The 18,988-nt window shown below is 37.6% G+C and carries 15 protein-coding genes and 1 other annotated feature; of the genes, 7 read left to right on the plus strand and 8 right to left on the minus strand.

Annotation, left to right across the window (positions count from 1 at the left end):
• Positions 1–18: 18 nt before the first annotated feature.
• The 4 genes from MHI34_RS13100 (at position 19) to leuS (ending at position 6,272) form a co-directional block, all read left to right on the plus strand.
• A complete protein-coding gene (locus tag MHI34_RS13100) occupies positions 19–1,197 on the plus strand; it encodes an MFS transporter (RefSeq protein WP_036118761.1) in 1,179 nt (392 codons plus the stop codon).
• A 146-nt stretch (positions 1,198–1,343) separates the two neighbouring features.
• Positions 1,344–1,691: a metalloregulator ArsR/SmtB family transcription factor gene (locus MHI34_RS13105; RefSeq protein ID WP_036118762.1), complete on the plus strand. Its 348-nt coding sequence runs from the start codon at positions 1,344–1,346 to the stop codon at positions 1,689–1,691.
• 56 nt (positions 1,692–1,747) lie between these two features.
• The gene (locus MHI34_RS13110) at positions 1,748–3,490 is read left to right on the plus strand and encodes a SulP family inorganic anion transporter (protein ID WP_089934498.1); all 1,743 of its coding nucleotides are present in this window, start codon (positions 1,748–1,750) and stop codon (positions 3,488–3,490) included.
• Between the two features lie 66 nt (positions 3,491–3,556).
• Positions 3,557–3,767 (plus strand) — a binding site (T-box leader).
• 87 nt (positions 3,768–3,854) lie between these two features.
• Entirely contained in the window at positions 3,855–6,272 is a 2,418-nt protein-coding gene (leuS, locus tag MHI34_RS13115; protein ID WP_036118764.1) for a leucine--tRNA ligase, read from the plus strand.
• A 137-nt stretch (positions 6,273–6,409) separates the two neighbouring features.
• Here the strand turns inward: leuS and MHI34_RS13120 are convergent, their stop codons facing one another.
• The 8 genes from MHI34_RS13120 to MHI34_RS13155 form a co-directional block, all read right to left on the minus strand.
• A complete protein-coding gene (locus tag MHI34_RS13120; RefSeq protein WP_036118765.1) occupies positions 6,410–7,591 on the minus strand; it encodes a nucleoside transporter C-terminal domain-containing protein in 1,182 nt (393 codons plus the stop codon).
• Between the two features lie 464 nt (positions 7,592–8,055).
• Positions 8,056–9,318, minus strand: coding sequence for a permease (locus MHI34_RS13125; protein ID WP_342503520.1), 1,263 nt, complete (start codon positions 9,316–9,318; stop codon positions 8,056–8,058).
• A 4-nt stretch (positions 9,319–9,322) separates the two neighbouring features.
• The gene (locus MHI34_RS13130) at positions 9,323–10,021 is read right to left on the minus strand and encodes a response regulator (RefSeq protein WP_036118767.1); all 699 of its coding nucleotides are present in this window, start codon (positions 10,019–10,021) and stop codon (positions 9,323–9,325) included.
• Between the two features lie 38 nt (positions 10,022–10,059).
• Positions 10,060–10,812, minus strand: coding sequence for a histidine kinase (locus MHI34_RS13135; RefSeq protein ID WP_342503521.1), 753 nt, complete (start codon positions 10,810–10,812; stop codon positions 10,060–10,062).
• Positions 10,813–10,849: 37 nt separating this feature from the next.
• Positions 10,850–11,842, minus strand: a complete 993-nt coding sequence (locus MHI34_RS13140; protein ID WP_058845053.1) for a dipeptide ABC transporter ATP-binding protein — start codon at positions 11,840–11,842, stop codon at positions 10,850–10,852.
• A complete protein-coding gene (locus tag MHI34_RS13145) occupies positions 11,839–12,852 on the minus strand; it encodes an ABC transporter ATP-binding protein (RefSeq protein WP_342503522.1) in 1,014 nt (337 codons plus the stop codon). The genes MHI34_RS13140 and MHI34_RS13145 overlap by 4 nt, the downstream gene beginning before the upstream one ends.
• A 14-nt stretch (positions 12,853–12,866) precedes the next feature.
• A complete protein-coding gene (gene nikB / locus MHI34_RS13150) occupies positions 12,867–13,787 on the minus strand; it encodes a nickel ABC transporter permease (RefSeq protein ID WP_036118771.1) in 921 nt (306 codons plus the stop codon).
• A gap of 14 nt (positions 13,788–13,801) precedes the next feature.
• Positions 13,802–14,704 (minus strand): ABC transporter permease, encoded by a 903-nt coding sequence (locus MHI34_RS13155; RefSeq protein ID WP_036118772.1) that lies wholly within the window; start codon positions 14,702–14,704, stop codon positions 13,802–13,804.
• 181 nt (positions 14,705–14,885) lie between these two features.
• Here MHI34_RS13155 and MHI34_RS13160 point away from each other — a divergent pair, with 181 nt between their 5' ends.
• The 3 genes from MHI34_RS13160 to MHI34_RS13170 are packed head-to-tail and all read left to right on the plus strand — an operon-like array spanning position 14,886 to position 18,947.
• Positions 14,886–16,445, plus strand: a complete 1,560-nt coding sequence (locus tag MHI34_RS13160; RefSeq protein WP_342503523.1) for a glutathione ABC transporter substrate-binding protein — start codon at positions 14,886–14,888, stop codon at positions 16,443–16,445.
• Between the two features lie 43 nt (positions 16,446–16,488).
• Complete coding sequence (locus MHI34_RS13165) at positions 16,489–17,739, plus strand: amidohydrolase family protein (RefSeq protein ID WP_342503524.1); 1,251 nt, start codon at positions 16,489–16,491, stop codon at positions 17,737–17,739.
• Positions 17,736–18,947 (plus strand): amidohydrolase, encoded by a 1,212-nt coding sequence (locus tag MHI34_RS13170; RefSeq protein ID WP_036118775.1) that lies wholly within the window; start codon positions 17,736–17,738, stop codon positions 18,945–18,947. The genes MHI34_RS13165 and MHI34_RS13170 overlap by 4 nt, the downstream gene beginning before the upstream one ends.
• Positions 18,948–18,988 lie beyond the last annotated feature (41 nt).

The following is an 18,988-nucleotide window of genomic DNA, read 5'->3' on the forward strand; positions in this document are numbered from 1 at the left end:
AATAATGGAGGTCATCATATGCCAAAACGTGTTTGGTTTTTACTTATTGGAATGCTTGTGAACACAACAGGTAACTCTTTTTTATGGCCTTTAAATGCCATATATATGCATGATTATTTAGGGAAAACTTTAGCGATGGCTGGTTTTGTCTTAATGCTCAACTCTGCTGCTGGAGTATTGGGCAATCTATTAGGTGGTTACTTATTTGATAGAATCGGTGGCTATAAGGCGATTATGTTTGGCATCCTGCTAACGATTGCTTCATTAATAGGCTTAACAATTTGGCATGGTTGGCCACATTATGTGTGGTTTTTAACGATACTAGGCTTTAGTGGGGGCATCGTTTTTCCAAGTATGTTCGCATTAGCAGGGGCTGCATGGCCTGAGGGCGGACGAAAAGCCTTTAATGCGATCTATTTGGCACAGAATGTTGGTGTTGCAGTTGGCCCTGCTCTTGCGGGTATAGTGGCTGATTATCAATTTGATTATGTTTTTAAAGTGAATTTAGGCATGTATATTTTATTCTTTTTTATTGCTTTATTTACATTTAAACGTTTAGAGGCAGGCAGTATTGCCCCTAAAAATGTCGTCAGTGAAAGTAAACGAATTGTTAACAAAGCACCATTCTATGCTTTGTTAATTATTAGCGCATCCTCAGTGTTATGTTGGCTTGCATATTCTCAATGGAGTGCTACTATTTCATCCTATACTCAAGATTTAGGCTTAGGGTTAAAGCAATATAGTTTACTTTGGACAATAAATGGTTTGCTTATAGTTGTAGGTCAGCCACTCATTGCACCGCTTGTGAAAAGATGGGAAAACAATTTAAAGCGTCAGCTCGTATTTGGTGTAATTCTGATTGCCCTATCGTTTGGAATCATCGCCTTTGCGAGTGATTTTAAAATGTTTGGAGCCGCGATGCTTGTTTTAACGTTTGGTGAAATGTTCTATACCCCAGCATTACCAACCATCGCGAATCAGCTCGCACCAAAAGGTCGACAAGGATTCTATCAGGGCATTATCAATAGTGCAGCGACAGGTGGTCGGATGATTGGGCCATTATTCGGTGGGATAATGGTGGATCAATTTGGCATGATACCTCTTGTATTAACTTTAGTGGTCGTTGTGCTGTTGGCTATTATTCCATGTTTAACTTATGATTATCCTTTAAAAAAGAATAATATCGTTGCAGATTAATAGTGGGCAAGGAAGAGAGCAAAAACGAGTGATCAGCACTTGGTTTTGCTCTTTTTTTATTGAAGCTATTGAAAAATAATCGATACAGGCTTACAATCATACATATTCAAATATTTGAATATGTAGTAATGTGGAGGGTGTTTTTTATGGAAGAGGGTTTACAACAATTTAAGGCGGATTTTTTTAAAGCATTAGCACATCCGTTACGCATTAGAATACTGGAACTCCTTGTAGAAGGTCAGAAAAGTGTCAATGAGATTCAAGATTGCTTAGAGAAAGAGGGTTCTGCTGTTTCTCAGCAATTAAGTGTATTACGCGCCAAAAATATCGTTTATGGTGTGAAGGAAGGTAAAAAAGTCTACTATTCTTTAAGTGATCCGATGATTGGTGAATTACTTGGGGTGGCAAAGGATATTTTCAATAACCATTTAGTTAACACCATTTCGAGATTAGAGGAAATGACGAGCAATGAAGGTGACGAAGGCAATAAGTAAATCAAAGAAGTTGAAAAATTATGCTTTGCTTATTATTTCGAAGGGAAGATTTATCTATGAAGTCACTGTTTACAGGACGCTTTGAAGGGTATTCTGTTCATCACGTCAAGAAGGATCTATTATCCGGAATTATAGTTGGGATCGTCGCTATTCCACTTGCCATGTCTTTTGCCATTGCATCGGGGGTGAAACCCGAATATGGGATTTATACCGCCTGTATTGCGGGTATTCTTATTTCTCTTTTTGGTGGATCGAAATATCAAATTGGTGGGCCAACTGGGGCGTTTGTACCGATTTTATTAGGAATTGTCATTACCTATGGCTATGAGGATTTATTACTTGCAGGATTAATGGCTGGGATTATGCTTTGCTTAATGGGCATTTTTAAGTTAGGATCTTTAATTAAATTTATTCCTCGCCCTGTAACAGTTGGCTTTACAGCAGGTATAGCAGTTATTATTTTTACAGGTCAAATTGCCAACTTTTTAGGGTTAACAAATGTTAAAAGACATGAGTATTTTATTGCCAATATACAAGAAATTATGAAGCAGCTTGGAACGACCAATATGTATAGTATTTTGACGGCTGTTATCTGTTTTGTGACAATACTGATGACGCCGAAGTTTTTTCCAAAGGTTCCTGGAGCATTAGCAGGTATTGTTGTTTCTACACTTGTGGCCACTTTCCTCTTTACAGGACATGTTGCTACGATCGCGACAGCTTATGGGCAAATTCCGAATTCATTGCCTCATTTTGCTATACCTGATATCACCTTTGAACGCCTACAACTGCTTATTGGACCAGCGTTTGTCATCGCCATGCTAGGGGGCATAGAGTCACTACTATCGGCAGTCGTTGCAGATGGGATGACGAATAGTAAGCATAACAGTAATCGAGAGCTGATTGGTCAAGGAATTGCTAATATCGTGACGCCTTTGTTCGGGGGGATTCCAGCTACAGGTGCTATTGCACGGACTGCAACTAATATTAAAACAGGTGCAGTATCGCCTATGTCAGGTATCATACACGGAGTATTTGTTTTAGTTACATTATTGCTATTAGCACCATATGCGTCTCATATTCCATTAGCAAGTATGGCTCCTGTATTGATGGTTGTAGCCTGGAATATGAGCGAACGACACCATTTCTCACATATTGTGAAATTAAAATCGGGTGACTCGCTAGTGTTATTGATTACCTTTTTATTAACGGTGTTTACAAGTCTCACATTAGCAGTGGAAGTAGGGCTTGTATTAGCTGTGCTATTATTTGCAAAACGCATGAGTGAAAAGCTTGTTGTGACAAAGGTACTCCCAGACCATTCAAACAAAAGTGGGAAGGTACAGCCCCATGTCGTTCACCAGCAGCATGATTGTCCGCAAATTAGCATGTATACAATTGAAGGACCATTGTTCTTTGGAGCTGCTCAAATGTTTGAACAAAAAATTGAAAGCACTTTGCATCAGCAACCAAGAGTTTTGATATTGCGAATGGGGAAAGTGCCCTTTATGGATTCCACTGGTGAAGCATATTTTAGCAATATTATTGAAAACTTTACAGCACAGGGTGGTAAAATCCTGGTAACAGGTGTGCAAGGTGATTTAAAAGTAGCTCTTCAGCACAATGGTATTTACGATAAGATTGGAGCGCATCATTTTTATCAGCATACTGGAGAAGCGATTACTAAGGCTCTCGGCTATTTGGACACAAAGAAATGCATCGGATGCCAGCATTTTGCTTTTCATGAATGTAAGGATTTATCAAAATCTAAGGAAGAAAAGGAATTAATTCTTCAGTAATGGGTTAGTCTGTAAACAAAGGCTTGTGCTTTTCAATACTTTCCATTAGAATAAATGCAATATCATGTAAAGACTGTGATGAGGAATAGTAAATTTGTCGTTCTTTTTAGAGAGCTAGCGGCTGGTGGGAGCTAGTAAGAAAGCAAGTTGAACTCGCCTTCTGAGTCTGCCCGCGTGAAACAGCGTGTGTCGTTTCTTCCGCGTTAAGGAAGCTTGAGCCGAGTGTAATCACTAATTTGGGTGGTACCGCGGGAGTACAAATTCTCTCGTCCCTTCTATAAGAAAGGGACGAGTTTTTTTATTTTTTAAATATTTTGTCAATTATGATGAAGAGCAACATGATTCAATCGAAGGAGGAAAAAGAATGAGTTTTAATCATCTACAAATTGAAAAAAAGTGGCAGCAATATTGGGCTAATAACAAAACATTCAAAACTGAAAATGAAACAGCGAAGCCTAAATTTTTTGCATTAGATATGTTTCCATACCCATCTGGCGCTGGACTACATGTAGGACATCCAGAAGGATATACAGCGACAGATATTTTATCACGCTTTAAACGTATGCAAGGCTACAATGTATTACATCCAATGGGCTGGGATGCTTTTGGTTTACCAGCTGAGCAATATGCACTCGATACAGGAAATGACCCAGCAGAATTTACAGCTAAAAATATTGCAACTTTTAAACGCCAAATTCAAGAGCTAGGATTCAGTTATGATTGGGATCGCGAAATTAACACGACGGATCCAGAGTATTATAAATGGACACAATGGATTTTTATCCAGCTTTATAAAAAAGGTTTAGCCTATGTGGATGAAGTAGCTGTTAACTGGTGTCCAGCGCTTGGTACGGTATTGGCTAACGAAGAAGTAATTGATGGGAAATCAGAGCGTGGTGGGCATCCAGTAGAACGTCGACCAATGAAACAATGGATGCTTAAAATTACTGCGTATGCTGATCGTTTAATCGACGACCTAGAAGAAGTTGATTGGCCAGAATCTATTAAAGATATGCAGCGCAACTGGATTGGTCGTTCAGAAGGGGCAGAAGTAACATTTGCTATTGATGGTTCAGATCAAAACTTCACGGTCTTCACAACACGTCCAGATACATTATTTGGTGCTACATATTGTGTACTTGCGCCTGAACATAAATTGGTAGAACAAATAACGACAGCTGAGCAACGTCAAGCTGTTGAGGCATATTTAGAGAAAGTGAAAATGAAATCGGATCTTGAGCGCACAGATTTAGCAAAAGAAAAAACAGGCGTATTCACAGGTGCTTATGCCGTGAATCCGATTAACGGGAAAAAAGCGCCGATTTGGATTGCTGACTATGTGTTAGTGTCTTACGGTACAGGTGCTATTATGGCGGTGCCAGCACATGATGAACGTGACTATGAATTTGCGACTGCATTTGGTTTAGACATCGTTCCTGTACTTGAGGGTGGGGACATTAGCAAAGAAGCATTTACAGGTGATGGTCAACATATTAATTCTGAATTCCTTAATGGTTTAAATAAAGAAGATGGCATTGCGAAAGCAATTGAATGGTTAGAGCAAAAAGGCGTTGGAGAGAAGAAAATTTCTTATCGACTACGTGATTGGCTATTCTCACGTCAGCGTTACTGGGGTGAACCAATTCCAATGATTCATTGGGAAGATGGCACGATCACACCTGTTCCAGAATCAGAATTACCATTAGTGCTTCCAAAAACAGATAATATCCGTCCATCGGGTACTGGTGAATCACCATTAGCTAATATCGCTGAATGGGTGAATGTTGTAGATCCAGAGACAGGCAAAAAGGGTCGCCGTGAAACAAATACAATGCCACAGTGGGCTGGGTCTAGCTGGTACTTCTTACGCTATATCGACCCTACAAATACAGAGGCGATTGCAGATCCAGCGTTACTAAAACGTTGGTTACCAGTAGATATTTATATTGGAGGAGCGGAGCATGCAGTACTGCACTTACTTTACGCTCGCTTCTGGCATAAAGTTCTTTATGATCTAGGTGTTGTTCACACGAAAGAGCCATTCCATAAATTATTTAACCAAGGTATGATTCTTGGTGAAGGTAATGAAAAAATGTCTAAATCGAAAGGTAATGTTGTAAACCCAGATGAAATCATTTCATCACATGGTGCCGATACATTACGTTTGTATGAAATGTTCATGGGACCACTAGAGGCATCTGTTGCATGGTCAACAAATGGTTTAGACGGGGCACGTCGTTTCTTAGATCGTATTTGGCGTCTATTTGTTAATGAAGAAGATGGTGCTATTTCATCAAAAATTCAAGTGTCTAACGATCAAACACTTGAAAAAGCATACCACCAAACAGTGAAAAAAGTGACAGAGGATTACGAAGGTATCCGCTTTAACACAGCTATTTCACAGATGATGGTATTTATCAATGATTGCTATAAAGCTGACGTTATTCCAGCAGAGTATGCGGAAGGCTTTGTTAAAATGCTAGCACCAATGGCGCCGCATATTGCAGAAGAGCTATGGCAGCTATTAGGCCACGATTCAACACTTTCTTACGAGCAATGGCCAACATACGATGAAACGAAGCTTGTGGATGATGAAGTGGAGATTGCTGTGCAAGTGGCTGGTAAAGTCCGTGCAAAAATCGTCGTAGCGAAAGATGCTTCAAAAGAGGATATCGAAAAAGTAGCGCTTGCTGATGAAAAAGTACAAGAATATATGGCAGGAAAAAACCTAGTGAAAATTATCGTTATTCCAAGCAAACTTGTCAATATTGTCGTTAAATAAAGAGACATAAATTAAAATGTACATTACTAAATGAAATTTTAGTGATGTACATTTTTTATTTTTCGTGAAGAGTTTATAGTGGATAATTTAAAAAACTACACTCCATAACTATCGGAGTGCAGTTCAAATGATGATGTTTAAATAATCAATCCAACAATAATAGCTGTTAGGATACTGACAAGTGTGGCTCCGTACAATAACTTTAAGCCAAAACGAGCAACGACATTACCTTGTCTTTCATTCAACCCTTTAACTGCTCCGGAAATAATACCGATGGATGAAAAGTTGGCAAAGGATACAAGGAATACCGAAATAATGCCCAGTGTACGTTCACTCATGGACTCTGAGACGTCGCCAAGGTTGATCATAGCAACAAATTCATTCGTTACTAATTTAGTGGCCATTATTCCACCAGCTGAAACAGCGTCTGCCCATGGGATACCCATTAGGAAAGCTATTGGTGCAAAAATATAGCCTAATATTTCTTGGAAAGAAACACCGATAATCATATCAAACAATGAATTGATTAAATCCATTAATGCTACGAAACCAATTAGCATGGCTCCAACAATGATGGCTACCTTAAAGCCATCCATAATATATTCACCAAGCATTTGGAAGAAAGCTTGCTTCTGCTCATCTTCAATGGTTAAGATATCTTCCTCTTCTTTTACGGTATACGGATTAATGATGGAAACAATTATAAAACCACCAAATAAGTTTAACACAATCGCCGTTACGACATACTTTGGTTCAATCATCGTCATGTACGCGCCAACAACTGACATCGAGACGGTCGACATCGCGGATGCGCATAATGTATACATACGCTGTGGCGCAATCTTATCTAATTGTTTTTTAACTGTAATGAATACTTCCGATTGTCCAACCATTGCGGAAGCAACAGCATTATAGGATTCCAATTTCCCCATTCCACTTACTTTACTCAACAGTAATCCTATCCATTTCATGAAGAAAGGGAGAATTTTAAAATGCTGCAAAATCCCAATTAAGACTGATATAAAGACAATCGGTAATAATACAGCTAGGAAGAACGGAGACTCTCCTTCATTTGCTAATCCACCAAAAACAAATGATATCCCTGCATTTGCGTAAGACAATAAATGATCAAATACTTTGGTGATTCCTTTGATTAAAACAAAACCAATTGTCGTATTGAGTAGTAGAGCTGCCAATAAAAATTGGATGATTAACATCACCACTATATATTTATATTTTATTTCTTTTTTGTTTTTACTCATTAATAAAGCTAGGGCAAAAACAAGTAACAATCCACAAAAGGATATTAAGTATCTCATAAGTTCCTCCATAAGTATGTGTAATAGTTTGTCCTGATGTTCTAAATTCAGAAGAACAGCTAAAGATCTTAATTAGTCAGACGTCAGACAAACAATCTCACTATAACAGTTTTTTTGCTAGTTATTCAATAGATAATAGAAAAAAAGTATGCAACAGGGCATACGAATACGATAAATACAGTTCTATAACAAGAAAAGCTCATGTCAAAACACTTTTTTATTGTGTGAAGTTTTTAAAATTTTATGACCAATGTGTAAATGAAAACGTAGGAAACCAACTAGGGAAGTGAAAGTGTAAGGCGTGTTTGGGAAGTTCTGACCATTGTGGCAAACGTACGAGTGGTGTTATTTAAAGATGCAGAAGAAGGTATTTAGGATGTATTTTTTTACCTAATCATTATTGACGAAAACATAAAAGACATATATTTAGTTAACTACAGACTAATGCCTGACCTCCATATATTTTAGGGTTCAGGCATTTTTTCTATAGTATCGGTCTGAAGCATTAATTGATAAATGCTAGAGATCATAAAGCTAGTTGCTAATCCGTAAAGTGCATTGAAGCTTAGGGCAACGCCAATTCCTATGAGGATAGATAGCAGTATGACAAACCAACTATGTTTATGAATACGGCGATTCGTAAATAAAAGAATTAACATAAACGGCAGTATGGTAATGTGCAGGAACGCGAAAGAATAAATAACCCCTAAAATCGTTAAATCGATAGATAAGAAAAAGGTAAGTAAAATGACCATAAGTCCAATTAAGTAAAAATAATAGGGTCTTTTCTTCATAAAAAAACGTTTTGTTGCACGCATATCTACAAGTAAGGACGTCACAACGGCCAACAGGACAATGACAAGGAAAGCGAATGTCAGAAACCCAGGCTGTACTTCATATAAGAACGTAAAAATTAGCACTTGAAACTGACCAAAGGAGCCACTGTATAAAGCAATCATTAAAATAGCTGTAAAGGATAATGTTAATAATGCTAAAATCACACCTGATGAAAATAGGCTGCGACGTATTTTTTTGGGCTTGATAAATGCAATTAAATACCATGTTGATTTATCAAAAAGTACTTGTCCTAAAACGGCTAATTGAATAATGACATAGAACAGGAGGATTTCGCTATTTTTAAAATAAAATAAATAAGGGTGGTATAAACGAATGCCTTCATAAACGGTGCTTGCTCCATTTTGTACAAAGTAGTAAATAGGGATAAAAATAAGTAATGAAAACAGGGCGATGATAAATAAAATTTCTAGCCACAGTATACTTTTCACAGACATGATGCGATCAAACAGTAACATACCGGTTAGAAATAAAAAAAGCGTAATGGGTATCGGGATATTTAACATGATTTCAGACAAGACACTAATGCTAATTAATTGAATTAACCAAAGTTCAATGCTTGTCAAAAGGTAAAACAGTCGTATCACTTTTAAATTCATACCACTCAATTTTTGTTGTATGGTAGAGAGTAAAAAGCTTTGTGTATGCTGGTTTTGCTTGTAATTCCTTTTATTTAACAAGGAGCTCAATACAATAAATGAAATGGCTGTTGCTAATGTATAACAAATGCCTGCCATAAAGCCATAAGAAATAAGAGCTGAGGGAGAGGACAATAATAAATTACCGTTAATCCATCTTGCTAAAAGAATGATGACGCCTGCTGCTGTGCTTAAACTTGCAAATGGTACGAGCAATGAATAATTTTTTAACATACTATCAAATACCTTTACTCATTTTAGCGGATTTATATTGACGTGGCGATTGATTATACTTTTTCTTAAAGGCCACACTAAAATAGTGTTGGCTATTAAATCCACAGCTCTCCGCGATTGCAGACATGCTTGCGTCTAGGTTTTCATTTATTTTCTTCACGGCCATTTCGAGGCGGTAATTATTTATATACTCATTAATGCCAATAGACTGCTCCTCCAAAAATTTACGACTTAAGTAGCTTGGATTCAAATGGATCTTTTCTGCAATAATATTTAAACCGAGCTTTTCATAATAGTTTTCATGGATATAAGAAAGCGCGCTTTGAATCGCATCATGGTTGGAGCTCCATACTTTATATTTCTCCACAATCGCATCTAATTCACTAGCAATAACAGGTTTTGTAAGATAATCTTTTACCCCGATACGCAATGCTTGCTGGGCATATTCGAAGGTCTGATAAGCAGTTACCATAATGATGTCTATTTCATACATTTCTTTTAATTCCTTGCTTAAAGTGATACCATCTTTCCCAGGCATTTGGATATCCAAAAAGGCGATAGTCATACGGTGTTTTTTAGCTAATTGCAGAGCTTGTGAGGCATCCTGAGCAGTATGGAATGTCCAATTAGGGAAATGCGGTTTTAATAAATAAATCATTTGCTCTAGCTCTAACGGCTCATCATCTGCGATTAAAATATGCATGGTGAGATTCTCCTTTCACATTCAAATTGATAGAAGGGCTAAGCGGGAACGTGAATTGTAACTGTGTAAAACTGTTCATTATTTTGAATCGAAAATAAAACATTTTCGAGACCATAAATAAGCTCAAGCCGTTGTCTAATATTTTCAAGACCATAACCTTGCTGTAATTCATCTTCTAGCTGTTCAATAGCAGTTTCTATCTTTTCTAAGGGCTGTGTATTTTTTATTTCTATTAATAAGATCTTGTCCATTTTTTTAATCCTAATGGATAACTCAGCAGGTCCTATATGCTTTTCAAAGCTATGTTTATATGCATTTTCAATAATGGTCTGCAAAATAAATGGAGGTATTTGTACAGATAGAGCTTCATCATCCATATCCTTATGAATCGTCAAACGATGTCCAAAGCGTAACTGTTGAATATTTAAATAGCTATCCATAAATTGTATCTCGTTCTTTAACGTGATTAAAACCTCATGATTATTGTATTTAAATTTAAAAAACGTTGCTAAGGCCTCAATACCCGCAACCAAATCTTCCTTACGATTGATGCGGGCTAGGCTTAGCAATGAATTTAATGCGTTAAAAAAGAAATGTGGTTGTATTTGCTGATTTAACTGAAGAATATTCGCTCGTTGTAAATCCTGCTTGAGCTCTAAACTTCTCTTTTCTTCCTCAAGGCTATCGATTTGTTTTTCGAAAATAAATATAAAAGTAAGCAGAAAAGCTCCAATAATTGGAGCAATTACACATAGGAGAATATATATGTTGAAGGTTTCTAGTTGTAACATAATGATCTCTCCATTTATTTTATAAGTGTAAGATACATTAAACTAAATTTTCTGCAAAATGGCAAGCTACCTTATGTGTTGCGGTGATTTCTCGTAATGCTGGAACTTCTGCTTTACATTTCTCTGTGGCGAATGGACAACGTGTGTGAAAGCTACAGCCAGTAGGAGGATTAAGAGGTGACGGTAGGTCTCCTTTTAAAATAATGCGCTCCTTGCGATGTTGTTTGTCGATTACTGGAATAGAAGAAAATAATGCTTTTGTATAAGGATGATATGGCTGTGTGAAAAGGGAATGCTTATCAGCAATTTCGACAACCTTTCCAAGATACATGACTATGATACGATCTGAAATATGTCGAACAACACTTAAATCGTGCGAGATAAATAAAAATGTTAAATCTAAATCCCGTTGTAGCTGCTTTAATAAATTTAAAATTTGTGCTTGAATAGAAACGTCTAGCGCAGAAACCGATTCATCACAAATAATAATTTTAGGATTGACTGCAAGAGCTCTTGCAATTCCGATACGTTGACGCTGACCACCAGAAAATTCATGTGGATAGCGCTCTAAGTATTCAGGACGTAATCCAACAAGCGACATTAATTCAATCATGCGTGCCTCTTGTTGTTCAGGTGGTACTATTTTTTGAATAGACATGGCCTCTGTTAACATTTTACGAATGGTTCTTCGTGGGTTAAGGGATGCATACGGATCTTGGAAAATAATTTGGATGTCCTTGCGTGCAGCACGTAGCTCTTTTTTGTTCATATTCACTAAGTTTTTACCAAATAACATTACTTCTCCAGAAGTAGGTTCATCTAATCTTAAAATAGAACGCCCCGTCGTTGATTTTCCGCAGCCAGATTCTCCAACAATGCTAAGTGTTTCACCAGGCATAATGTCAAAGGAAACACCATCCACAGCTTTTACAATTTGCTGAGGACCGAAGAGCTTTTCTTTTTTTAAGGAAAAATGTTGTTTTAAATTATTTACTTGTAATAGTGGCTGTGCTTGCTGCTCTTTTATCATATGGTCATCTCCTCCATAAGTGTTGCTCCCTGCCATTCCTTACTGTACATCCAGCATCTTACTTTTTTCTCGTGCTCCACAGTCATAAGCTCAGGTTGTTGTTCATGACATAAATCTGTAGCAAATGGGCAACGTTCTGCATAACGACAGCCAACCGGATAATTGTATGGACTTGGAACAGTTCCGTGAATAGTAGATAATTCTTCTTGCTCTTCATAGAGCTTTGGTAATGATTGTATTAATCCATTTGTATAGGGGTGGAACGGTTTTTCAAAAAGACTTTCTGTTGTGCCTTCTTCTACAATCTGCCCCGCATACATCACAGCAATTTTATCGCAAATTTCTGCTACAACACCTAGATCGTGAGTAATGAAAATAATGCTCATGCCTAATTGCTTTTGCAGATTTTGTATAATTTCAATAATTTGAGCCTGAATGGTTACATCAAGTGCCGTTGTAGGTTCGTCTGCAATTAAAACATCTGGTGTACACGCTAATGCCATTGCGATCATAATGCGCTGACGCATCCCACCGCTTAACTGGTACGGCTCCTGCTTCGCTCTTTTTTCTGGTGCAGGAATTCCCACTAGACGGATCATATCGACGGCCTTTTGCCATGCCTCTTTACGTGATAAACCTTGGTGTAAGCGAATAGATTCAGCAATTTGCTCCCCAACGGATAACACAGGATTTAGACTTGTCATAGGCTCTTGGAAAATCATTGATATTTTATTGCCTCGAATTTTGCGTAATTCCTCATCTGATAATTTTAAGATATCTGTATTATTTAAGAAAATCTCACCGTTGATGATTTTACCAGGAGGTGACGGTACTAAACGAAGTAACGATAGGGAGGTCATTGATTTCCCACAACCAGATTCACCAACAATGCCTAGCGTTTCTCCCTTTTGAAGTATAAAGGAAACACCATCCACAGCTTTGGCAACGCCTTCACTCGAATAAAAATAAGTTTGTAAATTTTTTACTTCTAACACGGTATTTTGTTTCATCGCTTTTTCCCTCCCTAGTTTAAATCCATTCGTTTATTAAAAATTCGATATAATATGTCTACGAAAAGATTAATGAAAACAAATATTAATGAGGCTACGAGAACGCCGCCTTGAACAACAGGTATATCTCGTGTACGAATAGCATCTACAATCATTCGTCCTAAGCCGTTGACAGCGAACACAGATTCTACTAATACTGTTCCCCCAAGTAAACTACCAAACTGTAAGCCTACAACTGTAATAACTGGAATTAAGGCATTGCGTAGTGCGTGTTTTAAAATGATAATATAGCCTTTTAAACCTTTCGCCTTCGCTGTTCGAATATAGTCTTGGTTCACAACCTCTAGCATACTAGAGCGAGTCATACGCGCAACGATTGCAGCGCCACCAGCACCTAGTGTGACCGCTGGTAGAATAATATGTTTGGCACTATCCCAACCTGCTACAGGAAGCCAGTGTAGCTGTACAGAGAAAACATACATCAATAAAATACCTAACCAAAAACTTGGTAGGGAAATCCCTAATAAGGCGACAATCATTAGTCCAACATCCATAAACGAATATGGACGGATTGCTGAGATGATGCCGGCAATCAACCCCAAAATAATAGTGATTAAAATACTATAAAAGGCTAGCTCAATTGTAATTGGTAAACGTGCAGTAATTTCCTCAAATACAGGTTGTTTATTTTTTAACGAATGCCCCATATCTCCCTGTACAAGATTTTTAATATAATCTGTATATTGGATAGCTAATGGTTTATTAAGCCCTAAATTTTCACGTAATTCTTCAACCGTTTCTTGAGAAGCTCCTTCTCCTGCTAAAATAATGGCGGGATCACCGGGGATCATTTGCATAATTAAAAAAACAACAAGCGTTACACCAAGGGTCACAGGAATAATTTGAGCGAGCCGTTTTATGATAAATAATGTCATGTGTCTTCTCTCCTTTAATTTTTCATTCTTGGGTCTAGCGCATCGCGTAAACCATCGCCAAATAAGTTAAATCCTAAAACAAGGATGGAAATCATAATACCAGGGAATAGCGCCATATAAGGAGCAGTAAATAAGAAATCTCTTCCGTTTGATAGCATGGCACCCCATTCAGGAGATGGTGGCTGTGCCCCTAATCCTAAAAAGGATAGACCTGCCGCAGATAGAATAGCCGTTGCTAAACGCATAGATGCTTGTACAATAATCGGTGATAAAATGTTCGGGAAAATATGTTTAATTAAAATCGTCATATCATTTGCTCCGAGTGTTTTGACAGCATCGATATATTCTAGTTTTTTAACTTCCATTGTCGAGCCACGTACGATACGAGCAAACATGGGGATAGAGAAAAAACCTACTGCAATTGTGACGTTAATTAGACTTGGCCCTAATGCACTGACAATAGCTAGAGCTAATAAAATACCTGGAAAGGCAAGCATGATATCTAAAATTCGACTAATAATAGAATCAACCCATTTACCATAATAACCAGCGATAAGTCCTAGGAATGTGCCAATCGATCCACCAAATAACACAGCTGAAATACCAACTCCAATGGATAAGCGTGAACCATATAAAATTCGACTTAAAATATCTCGTCCTTTGTCATCGGTGCCCATTAGATGATCTAAACTTGGCCCTTGTAATTTTTGATCTAACTGTACGTCGTAAGGATCATAAGGTGCTAGAATAGGTCCGATAAGAAACATCAATATATATAGAAGAATGATGATGCCCCCAGCGACCGCCGCTTTATTTTTTTTTATTTTGTTTAGGAAAGAGACAAGATTCTTTTTTCTAGAGGCCTTGCGTGCATTCACTAAAACAGAATGATCGATAGTAGTAGTTACTTTATCCATATCGAATCTCCTTTTCTATTTGATTTGTTTTCAATTTAGTGAAAAGCGTAAAGAATGTAAATGATTAATGGAGTATTAGTCAGAAAATTTAAAAAACACGTAAAGATTTTAAAAAACAAGTGAATTTTATTTCTTTATAATTCGAAATGTAAGGATCAAATCATATAAGGAGGAAATGTTTATGAAGAAAATGAAGTTGATTTTATTTATGACACTCATTACCGTACTTGTTTTACAGGCATGTTCAACTGCAAGTAATCAAAGTTCAGAAGGTTCTAAGGAGGGATCAAAAAGTGTAGGAGGAGAATTAGTTGTTTTAAGAGCATCGGATGCGACAAGCCTTGATCCTCATTTTATTACAGATATTCCGTCAGCGAATATTATCCATGGCAAAATATATGAAACACTTGTTGCTTTTGATAGAGATCGCAAAATTGTTCCATTACTTGCAAAAGAGTGGGAGCAAAAAGATGATGTCACTTGGACATTTACATTAAATGAGGGCATTAAATTCCATGATGGAGCAGATTTTAATGCAGAGGCTGTTAAAGCTACATTTGATCGTATTTTAGATCCTGCAACTGGTTCACCACAACGTGATAAATTATCAATGATTAATGAAGCAGTGGTAGATGATACGTATGTTGTCACGTTGAAGTTAAAAGAACCATATGCACCGCTTTTATCTATTTTAGCAAGTCAAGAAGGTAGTATGATCAGCCCGAAAGCTATTGCGGAAACGGCTGATGAATTAGCAACACATCCAGTAGGGACAGGTCCATTTGTATTCGAGGATTGGAAATCTGGTCAAGAAATTACATTAAATACAAACAAAGATTACTGGGGCACTGTACCAAAAGTAGATAAAGTAACATTTAAAGTCGTACCAGAGGACTCTACTCGTTTAGCAATGATTGAAAGTGGAGAAGCACATATCGCTGAACAAGTACCCGTAACAGAGATTGACCGCATAGAAAATTCTTCAACGATGAATTTATTCCGTGCCGAAGGACTTGCAGTAGAATTTATCGGTTTCAATGTGAAAGATGCACTATTATCAGGTGTAAAAGTACGTCAGGCAATTAGTTATGCAGTTGACCGCGAAGCAATTATTAGTGGTATTTATGATAATGTAGGTACACTTGCAAATTCGGCAATGAGTCCTAAAATTATTGGTTATTCTAGTGAAACAAAACCATATGACTATGATGTAGTAAAGGCAAAAGAGTTACTAAAAGAAGCTGGCGTTAAAGAAGGAACAAAAGTTAAATTACTGACAAGTGACCGTAAAGAGCGTATCAATATGGCTGAGGTTATTCAATCTCAATTAAAAGGTATTGGATTAGATGTTGAAATTCAAGTAATGGAGTATGGTGCATTTATTTCTGAAATCACGAAAGAACAGCACCAAATATTTATTAGTGGTTGGGGTAATGCTACTGGGGATGCTGATTATAACCAATTTAATCTATTCCACACGGCTTCTATGGGACCTCCAGGCAACCATTTCTACTATTCAAATCCAGAGGTAGACAAGCTAATTGAGCAAGGGCGTTCTGAGTCAAATCAAGAAGCACGTAATGAAATCTACAAAAAGGCAATGCAAATAGAGTTAGATGAAGCTGTATACATTCCAGTTCGTAACTATGAGCATTTAGCAGTCTACAGCAATGCTGTAAAAGGTTTCTGGTTAGACGCATCTAACTACACAATAATCGGTGGCGTTGAAATTGTAGAATAATGGAATTTGGTGAAAGATAAAAATTACCAATTGGGAGGAAACTATGAGTAAACTATTGCTGAAAAATGTAAGATTAGAAGAAGCATATGAGCACGAAAATGAACATATTGTTGCAACTCGTACAGGTATTTATGATGTCCTAATCGTAGATGGGCATGTTCAACAAGTGGATAACAATATAGTGGCCGATGGAGACGTAGAAGTAGTGGATGCTCAAAAGCAACTATTAGTCCCTTCTTTCCGAGAAATGCATATCCATATCGATAAAACGTATTTTGGTGGGGAATGGCAAGCACCAAGACCCATTACTAAAGGGATATTAACGCGTATTGAAGAAGAAAGAACGCTATTACCAAAGCAATTACCAACGGCTGCTTATCGAGCAGAGGAAATGGTGAGGTGGCTTATTTCCCAAGGACATACACATATTCGTTCACATTGTAATGTGGACCCACAAATTGGGACAAAACACATTGACATCACAAAGCAAGTATTAGAAAAATATCAAGATCAAATCACCTATGAGATTGTGGCTTTTCCACAACATGGCTTATTACGCTCCAATGTGGAAGAATTGATCCGTGAAGCAATGGCAATGGGTGCAACGCTCGTTGGGGGCGTTGACCCATCCATTGTAGATCGCAATATTGAGAAATCACTGCACACAACGATGGGTATTGCCCAAGACTATAATGCAGGAATAGATATTCATATTCATACAGCTAACACACTTGGTGAATTTGAATTTTATAAGCTAATCGAGTTAACGAAACAAGCGAAAAAAGAAGGACAAGTGACAATTAGCCATGCGATGGCACTTGCGGATTTAGAACAGTCACGATTAGAAGATTTAGTACAGGCGATGGCTGCTGTACAAATGGATGTCACAACAACTGTACCAACAGACCTGAATCGTTCAACAATACCAATGCCTTATCTTTATAACAATGGTGTAAAGGTTTCTGTAGGACATGATAGTTTAACAGACCATTGGTCACCATACGGTACAGGCAATACGATTATGAAATTAAATGTGATGGCACAGAGATTCCGTTTTATCGACGAATATTCATTAAGTCGTGCTTGGAAATACGCTTCTGGTGGTATCACACCTTTGAACGACGCGGGAGAACGTGTTTGGCCACAAGCTGGTGATAAAGCCAATATGCTGTTAGTAGATGGCGTTAGCACTGCTCATGTTATAGCAAGAAGATGCCCAATTTCTACTGTTATTTCACAGGGCAAAATTATTCACCAACAGGAAGTAGGAGAGTTGAAAGGAGAATTCAGATGAAGCACTGGCTTACAAATGTTCTACTTGAAACAGGAGAATATGTAAAAGAAAATGATACAGTTGGTACGAAAGTGGAGCTTTTTAACCTTGAAATTACAGATGGCTATATTTCTCAAATTGTACCAGCAACGCAGGTAATCGATTCTCCAAATGAAGTAACAAATATGAACGGGAAGCTGCTATTACCTGCCTTTAAGGAAATGCATAATCATTTAGATAAAACATACTTAACTTTACCATGGAAGGCTTGTGTACCCGTAAAAAATTTAAAGGAACGACTTGATCGTGAAGCACAAGAGTTATCCGTTCTTGCTACAACAGGTAAACAACGTGCAGCTGCAATGATTGAGAAAATCGTTAAGAATGGCGCCAACCATATTCGTACCCATGTTAATATTGATCCTTACATTGGCTTGAAAAATTTAGAAGGTGTACTAGCGGCATTGGATGAATATAAAGATGTTGTGACGTCAGAAGTCATTGCCTTCCCACAGCATGGCTTACTAAGAGATGATGTCCCTAAATTATTGCGTGAAGCCTTACGCAATGGGGCAACGATGATTGGCGGCTTAGATCCAGCAGGGATTGATAATTCAATTGAGCCTTCTCTTTATGAAGTGATGGATATCGCACAGGAGTTTAATGTAGATGTTGATATTCACCTCCATGATGGTGGTCATGTTGGGTATTATACAATCGATAAATGGATAGATATCGTTGAGGATGCACAATATCAAGGTAGAACGGCGATTAGTCATGCATTTTCACTTGGGGATGTATCCGTTATGGAACAGCATAAAATAGCTGATCGTCTCGCACAACAGCAAGTGAAAATTATGTCTACTGTGCCATTCGATTTAAGACGTTTAATTCCACCAATTGATTTACTAACAGAGCACGGAGTAGATGTCCACTTTGGGTGCGATGGCTTTTATGATTCTTGGAGTCCTAATGGCTCTGGAGATATTTTAGAAAAAGCGACTACTTTTGCTGATATTTCTCGTAAGCTAGATGAACGCTCTATTCGACAAACATTAAAATATATTACAAATGGTGTAACACCATTAGATGCAAATGGTCAGAAGGTTTGGCCGAATGTGAAAGACGAAGCAAGCTTTGTATTCTTTGACGCAGTATCAAGTGCTGAGGTCATTGCACGTAAACCATCTAACCGTGTGGTTATGTCAAATGGTAAGTTTATCAACTAAGTATAAATCTAAATCCCCCTTATTTAGATATGATAGCAAAC

The organism is Lysinibacillus sp. FSL L8-0126, assembly GCF_038630385.1.
In the GTDB taxonomy this organism is placed as follows: domain Bacteria; phylum Bacillota; class Bacilli; order Bacillales_A; family Planococcaceae; genus Lysinibacillus; species Lysinibacillus fusiformis_D.

Coding starts and splice junctions, on each gene's coding strand:
- MHI34_RS13100 (WP_036118761.1), top strand. CDS start 19: ATGCCAAAACGTGTTTGGTTTTTACTTATTGGAATGCTTGTGAACACA.
- MHI34_RS13105 (WP_036118762.1), top strand. CDS start 1,344: ATGGAAGAGGGTTTACAACAATTTAAGGCGGATTTTTTTAAAGCATTA.
- MHI34_RS13110 (WP_089934498.1), top strand. CDS start 1,748: ATGAAGTCACTGTTTACAGGACGCTTTGAAGGGTATTCTGTTCATCAC.
- leuS (WP_036118764.1), top strand. CDS start 3,855: ATGAGTTTTAATCATCTACAAATTGAAAAAAAGTGGCAGCAATATTGG.
- MHI34_RS13120 (WP_036118765.1), bottom strand. CDS start 7,591: ATGAGATACTTAATATCCTTTTGTGGATTGTTACTTGTTTTTGCCCTA.
- MHI34_RS13125 (WP_342503520.1), bottom strand. CDS start 9,318: ATGTTAAAAAATTATTCATTGCTCGTACCATTTGCAAGTTTAAGCACA.
- MHI34_RS13130 (WP_036118767.1), bottom strand. CDS start 10,021: ATGCATATTTTAATCGCAGATGATGAGCCGTTAGAGCTAGAGCAAATG.
- MHI34_RS13135 (WP_342503521.1), bottom strand. CDS start 10,812: ATGTTACAACTAGAAACCTTCAACATATATATTCTCCTATGTGTAATT.
- MHI34_RS13140 (WP_058845053.1), bottom strand. CDS start 11,842: ATGATAAAAGAGCAGCAAGCACAGCCACTATTACAAGTAAATAATTTA.
- MHI34_RS13145 (WP_342503522.1), bottom strand. CDS start 12,852: ATGAAACAAAATACCGTGTTAGAAGTAAAAAATTTACAAACTTATTTT.
- nikB (WP_036118771.1), bottom strand. CDS start 13,787: ATGACATTATTTATCATAAAACGGCTCGCTCAAATTATTCCTGTGACC.
- MHI34_RS13155 (WP_036118772.1), bottom strand. CDS start 14,704: ATGGATAAAGTAACTACTACTATCGATCATTCTGTTTTAGTGAATGCA.
- MHI34_RS13160 (WP_342503523.1), top strand. CDS start 14,886: ATGAAGAAAATGAAGTTGATTTTATTTATGACACTCATTACCGTACTT.
- MHI34_RS13165 (WP_342503524.1), top strand. CDS start 16,489: ATGAGTAAACTATTGCTGAAAAATGTAAGATTAGAAGAAGCATATGAG.
- MHI34_RS13170 (WP_036118775.1), top strand. CDS start 17,736: ATGAAGCACTGGCTTACAAATGTTCTACTTGAAACAGGAGAATATGTA.